The 14,700-nt window shown below is 60.9% G+C and carries 13 protein-coding genes; 6 read left to right on the top strand and 7 right to left on the bottom strand.

Features of this window, described 5'->3' with window-relative positions; genetic code table 11:
- Positions 1-49: 49 nt before the first annotated feature.
- Both PFU01S_RS18810 and PFU01S_RS18805 read right to left on the bottom strand, forming a co-directional pair.
- Positions 50-235, bottom strand: coding sequence for a DUF1289 domain-containing protein (locus tag PFU01S_RS18810; RefSeq protein ID WP_023533540.1), 186 nt, complete (start codon positions 233-235; stop codon positions 50-52).
- 100 nt (positions 236-335) lie between these two features.
- Entirely contained in the window at positions 336-1,658 is a 1,323-nt protein-coding gene (locus tag PFU01S_RS18805) for an APC family permease (protein ID WP_033737081.1), read from the bottom strand.
- A 227-nt stretch (positions 1,659-1,885) separates the two neighbouring features.
- Between PFU01S_RS18805 and cyoA the strand changes: the two genes are divergently transcribed.
- Genes cyoA through cyoD form a run of 4 tightly spaced genes read left to right on the top strand, consistent with a single transcriptional unit; the run spans position 1,886 to position 5,740 of the window.
- Positions 1,886-2,809 (top strand): ubiquinol oxidase subunit II, encoded by a 924-nt coding sequence (cyoA, locus tag PFU01S_RS18800; protein WP_081783974.1) that lies wholly within the window; start codon positions 1,886-1,888, stop codon positions 2,807-2,809.
- A gap of 4 nt (positions 2,810-2,813) precedes the next feature.
- The gene (gene cyoB, locus PFU01S_RS18795; protein ID WP_028687711.1) at positions 2,814-4,787 is read left to right on the top strand and encodes a cytochrome o ubiquinol oxidase subunit I; all 1,974 of its coding nucleotides are present in this window, start codon (positions 2,814-2,816) and stop codon (positions 4,785-4,787) included.
- A 3-nt stretch (positions 4,788-4,790) separates the two neighbouring features.
- Positions 4,791-5,402: a cytochrome o ubiquinol oxidase subunit III gene (cyoC, locus tag PFU01S_RS18790; RefSeq protein ID WP_027915511.1), complete on the top strand. Its 612-nt coding sequence runs from the start codon at positions 4,791-4,793 to the stop codon at positions 5,400-5,402.
- Positions 5,402-5,740: a cytochrome o ubiquinol oxidase subunit IV gene (gene cyoD, locus PFU01S_RS18785; protein ID WP_027915510.1), complete on the top strand. Its 339-nt coding sequence runs from the start codon at positions 5,402-5,404 to the stop codon at positions 5,738-5,740. Before cyoC ends, cyoD begins: the two co-directional genes overlap by 1 nt.
- Before the next feature lie 50 nt (positions 5,741-5,790).
- On the opposite strand, the gene PFU01S_RS18780 is transcribed toward cyoD, so the two are convergent.
- Positions 5,791-7,023 (bottom strand): MFS transporter, encoded by a 1,233-nt coding sequence (locus tag PFU01S_RS18780; RefSeq protein WP_027915509.1) that lies wholly within the window; start codon positions 7,021-7,023, stop codon positions 5,791-5,793.
- 70 nt (positions 7,024-7,093) lie between these two features.
- The gene (locus PFU01S_RS18775; protein WP_027915508.1) at positions 7,094-7,771 is read right to left on the bottom strand and encodes an RraA family protein; all 678 of its coding nucleotides are present in this window, start codon (positions 7,769-7,771) and stop codon (positions 7,094-7,096) included.
- Between the two features lie 224 nt (positions 7,772-7,995).
- On the opposite strand from PFU01S_RS18775, the gene PFU01S_RS18770 reads away from it, so the two are divergent.
- Together PFU01S_RS18770 and PFU01S_RS18765 are read left to right on the top strand one after the other, a co-directional pair.
- Positions 7,996-8,973: a hydroxyacid dehydrogenase gene (locus tag PFU01S_RS18770; RefSeq protein WP_027915507.1), complete on the top strand. Its 978-nt coding sequence runs from the start codon at positions 7,996-7,998 to the stop codon at positions 8,971-8,973.
- Positions 8,974-9,046: 73 nt separating this feature from the next.
- Positions 9,047-10,375 (top strand): MFS transporter, encoded by a 1,329-nt coding sequence (locus PFU01S_RS18765; protein WP_028687710.1) that lies wholly within the window; start codon positions 9,047-9,049, stop codon positions 10,373-10,375.
- A gap of 195 nt (positions 10,376-10,570) precedes the next feature.
- On the opposite strand, the gene PFU01S_RS22410 is transcribed toward PFU01S_RS18765, so the two are convergent.
- The 3 genes from PFU01S_RS22410 to PFU01S_RS18755 all read right to left on the bottom strand — a co-directional run bounded on the left by PFU01S_RS22410 (position 10,571) and on the right by PFU01S_RS18755 (position 14,306).
- Positions 10,571-10,729: a hypothetical protein gene (locus PFU01S_RS22410; protein ID WP_165919269.1), complete on the bottom strand. Its 159-nt coding sequence runs from the start codon at positions 10,727-10,729 to the stop codon at positions 10,571-10,573.
- 17 nt (positions 10,730-10,746) lie between these two features.
- Entirely contained in the window at positions 10,747-11,862 is a 1,116-nt protein-coding gene (locus PFU01S_RS18760) for a catalase family protein (protein WP_027915506.1), read from the bottom strand.
- An 89-nt stretch (positions 11,863-11,951) separates the two neighbouring features.
- Positions 11,952-14,306, bottom strand: a complete 2,355-nt coding sequence (locus tag PFU01S_RS18755) for an FdhF/YdeP family oxidoreductase (protein WP_027915505.1) — start codon at positions 14,304-14,306, stop codon at positions 11,952-11,954.
- Between the last annotated feature and the right edge of the window lie 394 nt (positions 14,307-14,700).

Here is a 14,700-nt window from a genome sequence, read left to right as displayed (position 1 = left end):
AATTGCGCCTACCAACCGTTCCGGGCTGTCAACAAACCCTGCACACCACTCACCCCTTGCCCTTCTTTTTGATCTTCTTCAAGCGCGCAGCCGCTTTCTCGACCGTCGCCTTCTTCTCGGAACGCTTCATGTTTCGCCAGCCGCGTATCTCCTCCTTGCTGCGCCCGCAGCCGGTGCACACTTCATGCTTGAGCTTGCAGCTCGACACGCAAGGGTTTTCAATCTCTTTGGCCATTGAACGGTTCCTGATGAGTAGCAGCGCAAGTCTGCGCAGGGGCGCGGTTGGCTAGTGAAGTATGGGACATTCAAAGCTCGCACATGATCGCTTGCCCCCGTCACTGTCCCGCATCACCCTCGCTAATGGTCCGACCAATGCCCTTGCCCGACAGCCAGTGCAACACCGCCCCCAAGCCCAGCAATGCCCCTGCCCTCAGCCAGTTCTCGAAAGGTTGCTGACTCAGCACCAGCAGGCACGACAGGATACCCAACACAGGGACCACCGGATGAACCGAGAAATGCTCGGCATCGACCTTTTCCTTCTTGAGCACCAACACCGCTACGTTCGTGCTCAAAAATACGAACAACAGCAACAGCACTACGGTTTCGGCCAGCACTTCCAGCGAGCCAGTAAAGGTCAGCAGGATGGCCAGCAGCGTGGTCGCGGCTATCGCATAACCGGGTGTGCCGCGGTTGGGTAGCACTTGGCCCAGAACGCGCGGCAGCATGCCATCGCGGGCCATGCCCCAGGCAAGGCGGCTGGCCATGATCATGGTCAACATGGCGCCGTTGGCCACCGCCACCAAAGCGATGATGGCGAATACACCGTGGGGCAGCCCCAGGTCAGCGTTGTGCACGATGTCCATCAAGGGCGTCTTGGCGTCGATCAGTGCCTGCACTGGCATGACCAACGCGGCGCCGGCGCCGACTGCCAGGTAAACCAGGCCGGCCACCAGCAAGGCCCCGAACAGCGCGCGTGGGTACGTCCGGCGTACGTCCTTGATTTCCTCGGCCAGGTTGGCGGACGTCTCGAACCCCACGTACGAATAAAATGCCAGCAAAGCGCCGCCCAGTACCGCACTAGCCGGGCCCTGTTCGCCGAAATCCAGCAAACGGGTAGGCTCGGCCTGCCCTTGGCCGCTCAACACCGCCACAGCGACGATCACCAGCACCAAGCCGCTGAGTTCGATCAGGGTCATGACCAGGTTGGCACTGAGCGACTCCTTGATACCCCGGGCGTTGAGCATTGCCATCAATACTAGAAACAGGGGCGCCAGCACCGCCGAAGGCCAGTCGATAAACACGCGCAGATATTCCCCAGCAAACGCCAGCGCCAACCCTGCGGCACTGGTGATGCCTGCCGCCAACATGGCGAACCCCACCAAAAAAGCCAGCAACGGCGAGCCGAACGCCCGCCGTGCGAACACCGCCGCACCGCCAGCCCGGGGGTATTTGCTGACAAGCTCGGCGTAGGACGCCGCAGTCAACAGGGCGAAGAACAGTGCCAGGGCCAGAGGCGCCCAGATGGCGCCACCGGCCCGGTCGGCGATGGCGCCTGCCAGTGCGTATACCCCGGCGCCCAATACGTCCCCGAGGATGAAGAACACCAACAACGGCAGGGTGATCACGCGTTTGAGTGAGGCGGTTGCGTCGCTGGCCATCATGGCGCTCCAATCGTCTGGTCAATGGCGCTGTGACTGCCCCCCTGCGCGCAAGGTTCAGTGCCCTGCCCAGGTGGCGCGCCAACTGCCAGCCACCCATGGGCATAAGTTCCCTGACCTGGGCTGCCATTCGTCGACCAATCGCGCATTGCAAACAACCTTGGGAGCATTGGGTTCCTCTCAGATGTGATAGCCGAAACATCTGACAACACATACGGGATGCTCACATGGCCAGGGAACCGAAAACGGCAAGGCGACTGCTCTGGATGATGGCGCTGGGCACCGTAGCACTCCAGCTCTCGGGCTGCGACATGGTGTTATTCAACCCCAAGGGGCAGGTGGGGCTCGAGCAGCGCAACCTGATCATCCTCGCCACCTTGCTCATGCTGATCGTAGTGGTACCGGTGATGATCATGGCGCTGGTGTTTTCGGTGCGCTATCGGGCCTCGAACGAAAAGGCCCGCTATACCCCCGACTGGAGCCACTCGCGGCTGATCGAAGCGGTGGTATGGGGTGTGCCGCTGGCCATCATCATCGTGCTAGGGGTTGTCACCTGGCGTTCGACCCATGCGCTGGACCCGTACCGGCCGCTGGCATCCGACACCCCTGCGCTCAAGGTCCAGGTCATCGCCATGGACTGGAAGTGGCTGTTCGTCTATCCCGAACTCGGCATTGCTTCGGTCAACGAAATGGCGATGCCTGTAGACACGCCCGTTGACTTTAGGGTGACTTCCGACGGCGCCATCACTTCGTTCTTCATTCCGGCCCTGGGCGGCCAGATCTACGCCATGGCCGGGATGCAGACACGGCTGCACCTGATCGCCAACCACGCAGGCGACTACACCGGGATCGCCGCCAACTACAACGGCCCGGGGTTCTCCGACATGCACTTCAAGGCGCTGGCCCTCGACCCGCCGGGCTTCGATGACTGGGTCGAACGCACCCGCGCCGCCGGGCGCCAGCTCGATGGGGCTGCCTACACGCAGCTGGCCAAGCCCAGTATTGCCCACCCGGTAGAACATTACAGCAAGGTCGACCCGCACCTGTTCCAGTCGTTGATCGACAAGTACCAGGGCGTCAACCGCTCCCGGGAGGTCGAACGCCGCCTCAGCGATTCCCAGGGCCAGAGCCCCCAAGGCAGCAAGGAGTAAGCGCATGTTCGGAAAACTGACCTGGGACGCCATCCCCCTCCACGAGCCGATCATCATGTACACGCTGGCCGTCGTCGGGCTGCTGGGCCTGGCGGTCGTAGGGGCCATCACCTACATGGGCAAATGGAAATACCTGTGGCAGGAGTGGTTCACTAGCGTGGACCACAAGCGCATCGGCGTGATGTACATCGTCGTCGCCCTGGTGATGCTGCTGCGCGGGTTCGCCGACGCGTTGATGATGCGCACCCAGCAGGCCATGGCCTCGGACGGCTCGCCTGGCTACCTGCCGCCTGAGCACTACGACCAGATCTTCACCGCCCATGGGGTGATCATGATCTTCTTCATGGCCATGCCGTTCGTGGTCGGGCTGATGAACGTGGTGGTACCTTTGCAGATCGGCGCCCGCGACGTGGCCTATCCATTTTTGAATGCCGTCAGCTTCTGGCTGTTTGTTTCCGGCGCCGTGCTGGTGAACCTTTCCCTGGGCATTGGCGAGTTCGCACGCACCGGCTGGGTGGCCTACCCCCCGTTGTCCGGTATCGGATACAGCCCCGGGGTGGGAGTGGACTACTACATCTGGGCGTTGCAGATTTCCGGGGTAGGCACCCTGCTCACCGGGCTGAACTTCTTCGTCACCATTCTGAAGATGCGTACCACCGGCATGACGCTGTTTCGCATGCCGGTGTTCACCTGGACAGTGTTGTGCACCTCGATCCTGATCCTGGCTGCCTTTCCCATCCTCACCGCCACCTTGTTCATGCTCACGCTGGACCGCTATTTGGGCATGCACTTCTTCACCAATGAACTGGGCGGCAACCCCATGATGTACGTGAACCTCATCTGGGCTTGGGGCCACCCCGAGGTGTACATCCTCATACTCCCAGCGTTCGGTATCTTCTCGGAGGTGGCCTCGACGTTCTCGCGCAAGAAGCTGTTCGGCTACTACTCCCTGGTGTGGGCGACCATCGTCATTACGGTGCTGTCCTTCATCGTTTGGGTGCACCATTTCTTCACCATGGGCGCAGGACCCAACGTGAACGCGTTCTTCGGCATCATGACCATGATCATCGCCGTCCCCACCGGGGTGAAGATCTTCACCTGGCTGTTCACCATGTACCGGGGTCGGGTGCGTTTCGAGACGCCGATGCTGTGGACGGTTGGCTTCATCGTCACCTTCAGCATCGGGGGCATGACCGGGGTCCTGCTGGCGGTGCCCGGTGCGGACTTCCTGTTGCATAACAGCCTGTTCCTGATTGCCCATTTCCACAACGTGATCATCGGCGGCGCGGTCTTCGGCTACCTCTGCGGCCTGACGTACTGGTTCCCCAAGGCCTTCGGCTTCAAACTCCATGACCCACTGGGGCGTGCTGCCTTCTGGTGCTGGTTGGCTGGATTTTACTTTGCCTTCATGCCGTCCTATTTCCTGGGGTTCATGGGCATGACCCGGCGCCTGAATCACTTCGACGTACCCGAGTGGCGGCCCTTCCTGCTGCTGGAAATGGTCGGTGTATTGATCATCCTGTGTGGCGTGGCCTGTCAGGTCATGCAACTGGTGGTGAGTATCCGCAAACGTCATGAGAACCGCGACACGACGGGCGACCCCTGGGACGGGCGCACGCTGGAATGGGCGACCGCTTCGCCGCCCCCGTTCTACAACTTCGCCGAGCAACCTGTCGTGGGCGGCATCGACGCGTACTGGGGCATGAAGGAGAAAGGCGTGAAAACCCTGGCCGAGATGGATTTTCGCAAGATCCACATGCCTCGCAACACCAGCCTGGGCCTGGTGCTAGGCGTTGTGTCCACGGTGCTGGGCTTTGCGTTGATCTGGCACATCTGGTGGTTGGTCATCGCCAGTTCACTGGCAGTCATCGCCACCCTGATCGTGCGCAGTTACGACCCCAATACCGACTACTGCATCCCGGCCGAAGCGGTCGAACGGATGGAAACCGAGCGTCGCCAACGGTTGGCGGAGGCCTGAATCATGTCCCATGTCGTGCACAACGAAACGGCCCGCGAGCAAGAGCATGGCCACGAAGACGCAGGCTCCCTGAGCCTGTTCGGCTTCTGGGTCTACCTGATGACCGACTGCATTCTGTTCGCCACCCTGTTTGCTACCTATGCGGTGCTGGGACAGTCTGTGGCAGGTGGGCCCAGCGCGGCGGACATCTTCGAACTGCCTTATGTGCTGGTGGAGACGTTCCTGTTGCTCTTGAGCAGCATCACCTACGGCTATGCGATGCTCGCCAACCACCGCCAGGACAAGCGCTGGGTGCTGCGCTGGCTGGGCGTCACGTTCCTGCTCGGCCTGGGCTTCATCGCCATGGAGATCAATGAATTCCATCATCTGATCAGCGAGGGCGCAGGCCCCCAACGCAGTGCGTTTCTGACGGCGTTCTTCACGTTGGTGGGCACTCACGGCCTGCACGTGCTGGTGGGGCTGATCTGGATGGCCCTGTTGATGATGCAGGTTCACCAGCGCGGCCTGACCTGTGTCAATGCTACGCGCTTGAGCTGCCTGAGCCTGTTCTGGCATTTCCTGGACATCGTGTGGGTCTGTGTGTTTACCGTCGTTTATCTGTTCGGGGTGATCTGATGAGTCGTCAAAGCCATGTACCTAGCAGTGCCGGCGCTAGCCAGAGCAGCCACCGTTCGTATAACACAGGGTTCGTGCTGGCAGCCCTGCTCACCCTGCTGCCCTTCGGGCTGGCCATGTACCCCAGCCTGCCGCGTCACCTGACCTTCATGACCGTGCTGGTGTGCGCCCTGGTCCAGATCGTGGTGCACATGGTGTTTTTCCTGCACCTGACCACAGCGCGAGAGCAGCGTTGGAACTTGATCGCGCTGGTGTTCACGGTGGTGATCATCACGCTGTTGGTGGGGTTGTCGCTGTGGATCATGTACTACGTGCACTACAACATGCTCGGGTTATGACTGTCTTCCCATCCGGGCTGGCCTGCCACCAGCAGGTCGGACCGGCGCGCTCATGCAGCCCGACGGTTGCGCCATGCACAAGTCCCCGCGACACCCAACAGCAACACTGCCCCGGCTGCACCCAAGGTGGCCGGGGCGCCCACACGAGCAGCCAGCAGCCCGGCGGCCATGCCACCCAACGCCTCGAACCCGAAGCGCATGGCGATGTAGAACGCAATGACACGTCCGCGCAGATGGCCCGGCGCTTGGCTCTGCAACTGCATGTTGGTGCTCACGTTGCTCAGCGTGATGCCGAACCCCAGCACCAGAAGCGCCAGCAATGCCAGCTGCCACTGCCCTGCCCAGCACACACCCAGCAGTGCCAGGGCGCAAAGCCCTGCGCCCACTTCGATGAACTGCCGAAGGCGAGGCAAGGCTCCGCCCACCGCCAGCACTAACGTGGCCACGAACGCGCCAGCGCCTGCCGCGCCCCAGAGCCAGCCCAGCACCCGTGCGTCACCGGCGTACACGCGCTTGGCCAGGATCGGCAGAAGCGCTGCATAGCAGGACGCCAGGAGGTTGACCATGATGACATTGAACAGCAGTTGCCTGACGCCCTGTTCCCGCCATAGATAAGCGAGGCCCTCACGAAAGACCTGGGCAGTGGAACCTGTCGCCCGAGGGCTGGCTGTGGCTTGCACCTTCAGCAACCCTGCCAGCAGCGCGGTGAAGGCGACGGCGGTCAAGGCGAAGCAAGCCGCCTCCCCCGCCACGGCTATCAGCCCGCCGGCCAGTGGCGGGCCCACGAAGCGGGCGGCGTTGATAAGCATCGCGTTGAGGACCAGCGCGTTGGGCAGGTCAGCTGGATCTTCCACGAAAGAGCCGATCAGGGCCTGACGCAGGGGTGTTTCGACGGCATTGAGCAAGCCCAGCAGCAGTGCCATTGCGGCAATGAAGGGGCCATCTACCCAACCAGCCCAGGTCACTAGCGCAAGCGCGGCCGATTGCGCCACCAGCATCGACTGGACCACGATCAGCAGTCGACGCTTGTCGTGGCGATCGATCCAGGCGCCTGCGAACGGACCGACGATCAACTGCGGGGCGAGAAAAAGAAAGGTGATCAGGCCCAGCAATACAGCTGACCCGGTCAGGTGATAGGCCAACCAGGACAGCGCGACTTGCTGAACCCACTTGCCCAAGGTCGAAACGCCTTGGCCGGCAAAATAAACCTGGAAATGATGGTGGCCCAATGCGCGTACAGCAGAAGGCCAACGGGTACGAGGGGGCGGCGTCAGGTCAGACAAGTGAGCGAGTCCTCAGGTGAGAAGCAGCCGCCATTGAAGGATCTTGCTCGGACCACGTGCGGGTCGATCCTCAGCCTGGCAGCAGGCAGCCTTTCTTTTTCAAGGACTCCAGGACCCAGGTGCGGTCATTGGTACCTTGAGCGATATGTTGCATTTGCGCCGTTTCGGCAGCGTGCTTGGCCGTGGCGCGTTGGTAGACCTCTGCGACATGGGCATAGGGTACGCACAGCAAGCCGTCATCGTCACCGATGATCAGGTCCCCGGGTTCGATCACCATGCCATCGATGGCGATGGGCACGTTGATCTCACCCGGCCCGTCCTTGTAAGGGCCGCGATGGGAAACACCGGCAGCGAACAGGGGGAAGTCACCGGCCTTGATGCTGCCAGCATCGCGGATTGCACCATGGATGACGATGCCCGCTACACCGCGCTTCACGGCGTACGCCACCATCATCTCGCCGATCAGAGCATTGGTCAGGTCGCCGCCGGCATCGACCACGATCACATCACCTGGCTCGGCGCTGTCGATGGCGTAGTGCAGCATCAGGTTGTCACCAGGACGGGCCTTGACCGTCAGAGCCGCGCCGCACAGCACACCTTCCCGGTGCATGGGGCGCAAACGCGCACCACCCGCCGTCATGCGATTCATCGAGTCGCTGACGTTGGCGACCGGCACCTCGCGGTAGCGCGATACCCACTCATCACCGATTTTTCGCGTGCGCTCAAGCACCTGGAAACCAATGCTCATGTGACCTACCTCTTCTTGGATTTATTGGGCGCGCTCAACGTCGAATCAGAACGCCATTTCAGAATGGCATTCCATTAAACAGATTTCAAGGGTTTGAAATCTCAGTTATTCGGCAATGTGGCTGACTAAAAATCTATTGTTGCAACGCCATTTCATTATGATAGGTTATTGGTGAAAGCACTCAGTGCAGTCCTACCGTCTTCAACAAAAACAAGGTATCGACGATGTCCCGTACCCTTCTGCTGACAGGTCCGGCGCTGGCCGACGACGCGATGCGCCTGGCCGATCAACACGCCATCCGCGTCATCCCCACCACGCCCTATCTGTCCGAGAATGAGCTCGAAGCGATCATCCGCGCAGAGCAACCCGATGCCATCATCGTGCGACAAGGCAGCCTGACCCGCGCGATGATCGACGCATCCAACGCGTTGAAGGTGGTCGCCAAGCATGGGGTCGGCTACAACACCATCGACATCCAGGCCGCCGCCGACCGGGGTATTCCTGTCTCCGTCGCCGTTGGGGCCAACGCCCAGTCAGTGGCCGAGCACGCCTTTGCGTTGATGTTCAGCGTTGCGCGCCAAACCGCCTTGCTCGATGCGCGCATGCGCGAAGGCCACTGGGACAAGGCCACTGCCAACGGCATGGAGTTGGCGGGCAAGACACTGGGCCTGGTCGGCCTTGGCTCGATCGGCGCGATCCTGATGGACCTGGTGGCGCCGCTGCGCATGAAGGTCAAGGTTTACGACCCTTACTTGCAGCAGTTACCCGTGCGTGATCACCTCGAGCGCGAAGAGGATTTCGATCGTTTGCTGGCCGATAGCGATATCATCAGCCTGCATTGCCCCCTCACAGACACCAATCGCAACCTCATCGGCGCCCAGCAGCTTGAGCGCATGCGTTCAGGTGCCATCTTGATCAACACCGCACGTGGCGAGCTGGTCGATACCGAGGCCTTGGTGCTTGCGTTGAGCGAGCGGCGCATCGGGGGTGCCGGCCTGGACACTTTCCACCCCGAACCGCCTCCGGCCGACAGCCCGCTGTGGGGCCTGCCAACCCTGGTCGCCACACCTCACATCGGGGCCAACACCAGCGAAGCCCGGGACCGCGTAGGCCTGGTTGCCCTGCAGCAAATCCTCGATGCCTGGGACGGCAAGGCGCTGGACCCGCGCTGTGTGGTGAACCGTCACCTGATCGATAACTGATTGCCCTTGCGCCGGCTTGTCCGGCCGCACAGACCCCTGCGTAACTCCAGAAAAAAAACAATTGGAGAGCACCATGAAAGCAGCCTCAACCCCGCCCAGCGAGCTCGAACGCGCCACCATGCGCCGTGTTGCCTGGCGTCTACTGCCCTTTCTGATCATCTGCTACCTGATCGCGATCATCGATCGCGGCAACATCGGCATGGCATCGTTGCAGATGAACCAGGACCTGGAGTTGTCAGCCAAGGTCTTCGGTTTCGCCAGCAGCTTGTTCTTCTTCGCCTACTTCCTGGTGGAAGTCCCCAGCAACCTGGCCATGCAGCGTTACGGTGCGCGCATCTGGATCGCGCGCATCATGATCACCTGGGGGCTGATCTCCGCCGGTACCGCCTTCGTGCAAGGGGCCAACTCACTGTATGTGATGCGCTTTCTGCTGGGCGCTGCCGAGGCCGGGTTCTTCCCAGGGGTGTTGCTGTACCTCACCTACTGGCTGCCGTCGGCGTATCGCGCGCGCATGGTGGCGCTATTCATGGTCGCCATTCCCGCCGCTAACTTCATCGGCTCGCCGATTTCAGGGCTGCTGTTGAGCCTGGACGGCTGGTTGGGCATGCGTGGGTGGCATTGGCTGTTCATCCTCGAAGGCATCCCGGCGGTGCTGCTGGGGATCGCCTGCCTGTTCGTACTGACCGATCGGCCTGAGCAGGCCAAATGGCTGAATGACGATCAACGCGGCTGGCTCACCGGGCGGTTGGCCGAGGAACGAGCACAGAAAACCACCATCGGTCATATCTCGCTGTGGAAACTGCTGCGCCACAAGGACATCTGGGTGCTCGCGCTGATTTACTCGGGCGCCTCGGCGGCTGGCAGCACCATGAGCGTCTGGGCGCCACAACTGCTCAAGACCTTCGGCCTGAGCTCCATGGAGATCGGGCTGGTGAACGCGATTCCTTATGGCGTTGCCTCGATCCTGATGGTCATCTGGGGCCGCAGTTCCGACCGCACCGGTGAACGTCGCTGGCACACCGCAATGACCATGTTGCTGATTGCGGCCGGCCTGCTGATGACCCTGTTCACCTCGTCACTGCCGGCCACGGTGGTGATGCTGACCATGGTGCTGGTGGGGGCCTACTCCATGAAAGGCCCGTTCTGGGCATTGGTGTCGGGCTGGTTGTCCTCCTCCACTGCAGCAGCTGGGCTGGCTGCGGTTGGCGCCATGGCCAACCTGATCGGGGGTGGCTTGATGGTCAACGTGTACGGCGCCATCCATGACGCCACCGGCAGCTACGCACTGGCACTGATGCCACTGGCGGCGTTGTGCACGCTGGCTGGGGTCATGGTGCTGTTCATTGGCCGCAAGCGCCAGCTTGAACAGGCGCAGGCCGCAGGAACGCTGGCTGCCAAGTAGAAGCCGCTTGGCGCTCGGTTGCCGTCCACGGCTCACAAGCGTGCCATGGAGCCGGCGAAGCCGGCGCCAAGTCAAACCACAACACTAAAAATCAGGCGGTGATGGCTTTACCACGTGGAAGGTTTATTCAAACGACCGGTAGACTCAGACTTCATACCTGGCGCCGCCGCTGCTCGGGCGACGGCGCCAGCGAACCTAGAGCGATTCGCCGTCGTCCTCGATGTCCATCTCAGCCTCCGCCGCCTCCGTGGCATCCGCGTCATTGAGCGCAGGGGAAGTCGGTTTTAACGGATCGTTGATATAAGGCACATCGCTTGGGCCTTTCTCTTCAGTGCCCGCGGTTTCTGGTTGCATGGCGTACTCTCCTCGACTTACAGGCTCGGCCCTTTAGGACCGGGCTCATGGATTGGGCACCCATTGTGCTGCCCACGAAAATTGGCCGACATTTCATAGGCCGGCTTGCGCACCCGCATCACGCCACCCAAGGGCCTGTGCGCCGCCAGACCGTGCCAGGGGCTGAACGCCATGCCGTCGTCGATACGGCGCACATTCTCTTCACTCCATGCCGCTTGAGGCTTGACCTCCAACGTGGCCACGGCCACATAGGGGCTGAGCGTCTCGGGCCACTGACTGGATGCATCTTCGATTGGCATTTGATCAAGGTCGGTGGCCAACTGGACCTGAAGCTCCCAGACGCCGCCCTCGCTTGCAAAAAACGCTTCCATGGCGTGACGTAGCCCGTCTGGATCGTCTTTGAGGTCAACAACCTGATCGGTCAGCGCAGTCAAGGCCGCCGACACGGGCACTACCGCAAGCTTTGCGTAGTAAGGGCCATAGAGTACAGGTACGACGGTGCTGAAGCTTTCGCCAAGAATGTGGGTTTGAGGGTGCCCACCAAGGCTTTTGAGCGTGCCGCTCTCACCGCCAAACGCTTCGACCACTTTTTCTGCACCGCGCAGCACGGCCGACACTACCTTTTTCGTACCCGGCGCTTTGTCAGTGGTTTTGGCAAGCAACTTCAACGTCTTGAGAAACGCCTTGGGGTCTGGCGCGGTGAAGGCTTTGGCATTTTGCATGACAAAGTCCTGCGTGACTTGCCCTTCACTGCCTGGCAACCGCGGGCCTTGTACGCCAACGATCTTGAGCGCCAGCCCCCGTGGGGTGGAAACCTTGTCATCGAGGATGTCACCCGGGTTGGTGGAAAACCGCAGGTAAGCATCGAACTCACCCGGTGTGGCGAACGCCCCCTGAGCGAGCTGCGCCGGCAACCCTGGCGCCACTTTCAGTGTGCCGCGCAACAATCCATGTGCTTTTGCATGAACGCTGCGGTTGGCATGGCCATTGTCCTTGAAGGTGGTCTCCATGATTTCGCGCAGCGTATCCTGCAACGCCTGGCTGGTCTGTGCTTCATCTTCGGGAATCTGTTCAAACCCAGGCTCAAAAGGTAATGGCACTACCAAGGCGGGGGCATCGGGCAGCTTATTCATTACTACGCTCCTGTCGTCTCGAGACGAACAATGGGATGGTTACCAGCACACAGCCTTCACGATTCTGCATGGTCCAGCACCCCTCACGCTCAATTGATCTGATCGTGCGCAGGCACTGCCTTGCTGAGGTCGCTTGCACGGGGATCGACCTTGTGCAGCGTCACCGGCACGCACTTGGCGGCAGGCACCTTGCTGCGTTCAGCGTGGTGCCACAGCGGGATCAGCGGATTGCACTCAGGGTAATAGGCGCCCGCACAGCCTTCGGGAATGTCATAGGCGATGATCTGCAAAGGACCGACTTCTCGCACGACCTGGGGCTCGACAGCAGTGCGTAGCAGCACCCAGTCGCCTGCAGCCAAACCCAACCGAACCACATCGCTGCGATTGAGGAACACGACGCTACGGGTGCCTTTTACCCCACGAAAACGGTCGTCGTAGCCATAGACAGTGGTGTTGAACTGGTCATTGCTGCGCAGCGTCATCAATTGCAGCACATCATGCGCCGAGACAGCGGGCTGCAAGTCGTCGTCCTCATCAAGCCCCTGGGGCGCCACGAACTGGGCTTTGCCAGACGGGGTCTGCCACTCCCGTTTAGCCGCCGGCAGGGGCCTATGGAAACCGCCGTGCTCCCACATGCGTGTTTCCATGTTGTGAAATATCTCGGGGTAGACCTGGCTGATCGCTTCGCGGATCAATGCATAGTCGTGGCGCCAAGCATCCCAGTCGACAGTCGTTCGCTGATCCAGGGTCGCTTCGGCCAACCCGGCAATAATCGCCACTTCGGAGCGCAGGTGTTCACTGGCTGGCTCATTGCGGCCCTGCCAGGCGCGGATGCAGCCGGTACTGTCCTCGGTGGTATAGACCTGCTCTACACCCTCCTGACGATCAGCTTCTATGTGCCCAAGACAGGGCAACAACCAGCCATGTCGCCCCGGGAACAGATGCGTGCGATTAAGCTTGGTCGCCACCTGGACGTTCAGCGTAAGCGTCTGCCAGGCCGCCTCCATGCACTGGGTGTCGGGAATCGCCCGCAGGAAGTTGCCACCCAGGCCGATGAAAGCCTTGACCTTGCCCTCGACGAGCGCTTGGCAGCAGTCCACCGTGGCCATGCCCTTGTTCGGTGGAACCTGCACGCCAAACAGTGCTTGCAGTTTTTGACCCGGAACCTTGGCCGGGTCCTCCGTGATACCGACCGTGCGCTGGCCTTGCACATTGGAGTGCCCGCGCACGGGACAGATGCCTGCGCCGGGCTTGCCGATGTTGCCGCGCAATAGCAGCAGGTTGACCAGCATCTGCACGTTGTCGACACCGCGTCGGTGCTGGGTCATGCCCATCCCGTAGATGATCATGACCTTGCTGCTACGGGCATAGACGGTAGCTGCAGCTTCCATCGCAGCACGCCCGAGGCCGGACTGACGCTCCAGGGTCGCCCACTCATGGCGCTGAACTTCTTCTCGCAGCGCGTTCAACCCATCGGTGTGTGCCTGGATGAACGCATGGTCGAGCACAGCCGGCTTGCCCTCGTCACTTGCCTGTTGTTCCATCGCAAGCAGGGCCTTGATGATCCCCATCACTGCTGCCAGGTCGCCCCCTACCTTGACCTGATGATACTGGGTACTGATCACAGTCGATTCAGGCCCCAGCATTTCACTGGGGGATTGAGGGTTGACGAAGCGCTCAAGCCCTCGCTCGCGCAGTGGATTGAAGGTGATGATGGGCACATTGCGCTTGCGCGCTTCCTGCAGCGGGTGAAGCATTCGCGGGCTGTTGCTGCCTACGTTCTGGCCGAAGAAGAAAATGCAGTCGGTGTGTTCAAAATCTTCCAGCGTGACGGTGCCGACGGGTACACCAATACTCTCCTGCAGTCCGACCGACGTGCTCTCATGACACATGTTCGAGCTGTCCGGGAGGTTGTTCGTGCCGTAGGCGCGGGCGAACAGCTGGTACATGAACGAGGCTTCCAGCGATGCCCTGCCCGAGGCATAGAACACCGTTTCGTCCGGGCTCAGGGCTTGCAACTGTTGGCCGATCTGCTGGTACGCCTCTGCCCAGGTGGTAACTTGGTAACGGTCGCTAGCCGGGTCGTAGCGCATGGGGTGGGTCAGCCGGCCTTGCTGCTCCAAGGCGTAATCGGTCCATGTGCGCAGCGCTGAGAGGGTATGGGTGGCAAAAAAATCCGGGCCGGTGCGGTGGCGGGTAAGTTCCCAGGCGGTGGCCTTGGCGCCGTTCTCGCAGAACTCCAGCGCGTGTGGGTTGCCTGGCTTGGCCCAGGCACAGCTGACGCAGGCGAAGCCTTTGGGTTTGTTTTGCCTGACCAGCGCCATGGGTGCTGTTGTAATGGCCTGTTCCCGCCAGAGTATGGTCATGACAGAGCGCGCCGACCCCCAACCGCCTGCTGCATCTTTATAGGGCTTGTATCGCGCTTGAGGGTGGATGAGCGACATGGCCGCCTCGCTGTAGTTATGTCTGAATATTTCGAGGTGGGATGGGAGAGGGAAGTTCAAGCGAGCATGGTGTTTGCTGGCTGAGTGGGCGTGGGGTGGGAGCGTCTTCTCAAAGGGGTCGCTGCAAATTGGTCTTTTCTGAGATCGATCCGATAACGCCAGGGGCCGCTGTGCGGCCCATCGCGGCACGAGACCGCTCCCACATGGGGGATAAGGGTACCTAGGGGCGATATTCAATTCTTAGTTATTCGATATGGACACGCTTACAAACTACTTCCAACATAGTTGTCATCGTCGTCACCGCTGTTGCTGTGGATCTTGATCTTGATCTTGATCTTGATCTTGATCTTGATCTTGATCTTGATCTTGATCTTGATCTTGATCTTGATCTTGA

The organism is Pseudomonas fulva NBRC 16637 = DSM 17717, from assembly GCF_000730565.1.
Taxonomy (GTDB): domain Bacteria; phylum Pseudomonadota; class Gammaproteobacteria; order Pseudomonadales; family Pseudomonadaceae; genus Aquipseudomonas; species Aquipseudomonas fulva.
Note: the sequence above shows the minus strand (reverse complement) of the source record. Positions and strands in the feature narration are given on the sequence as shown.

Coding starts and splice junctions, on each gene's coding strand:
- PFU01S_RS18810 (WP_023533540.1), bottom strand. CDS start 235: ATGGCCAAAGAGATTGAAAACCCTTGCGTGTCGAGCTGCAAGCTCAAG.
- PFU01S_RS18805 (WP_033737081.1), bottom strand. CDS start 1,658: ATGGCCAGCGACGCAACCGCCTCACTCAAACGCGTGATCACCCTGCCG.
- cyoA (WP_081783974.1), top strand. CDS start 1,886: ATGGCCAGGGAACCGAAAACGGCAAGGCGACTGCTCTGGATGATGGCG.
- cyoB (WP_028687711.1), top strand. CDS start 2,814: ATGTTCGGAAAACTGACCTGGGACGCCATCCCCCTCCACGAGCCGATC.
- cyoC (WP_027915511.1), top strand. CDS start 4,791: ATGTCCCATGTCGTGCACAACGAAACGGCCCGCGAGCAAGAGCATGGC.
- cyoD (WP_027915510.1), top strand. CDS start 5,402: ATGAGTCGTCAAAGCCATGTACCTAGCAGTGCCGGCGCTAGCCAGAGC.
- PFU01S_RS18775 (WP_027915508.1), bottom strand. CDS start 7,771: ATGAGCATTGGTTTCCAGGTGCTTGAGCGCACGCGAAAAATCGGTGAT.
- PFU01S_RS18770 (WP_027915507.1), top strand. CDS start 7,996: ATGTCCCGTACCCTTCTGCTGACAGGTCCGGCGCTGGCCGACGACGCG.
- PFU01S_RS18765 (WP_028687710.1), top strand. CDS start 9,047: ATGAAAGCAGCCTCAACCCCGCCCAGCGAGCTCGAACGCGCCACCATG.
- PFU01S_RS22410 (WP_165919269.1), bottom strand. CDS start 10,729: ATGCAACCAGAAACCGCGGGCACTGAAGAGAAAGGCCCAAGCGATGTG.
- PFU01S_RS18760 (WP_027915506.1), bottom strand. CDS start 11,862: ATGAATAAGCTGCCCGATGCCCCCGCCTTGGTAGTGCCATTACCTTTT.
- PFU01S_RS18755 (WP_027915505.1), bottom strand. CDS start 14,306: ATGTCGCTCATCCACCCTCAAGCGCGATACAAGCCCTATAAAGATGCA.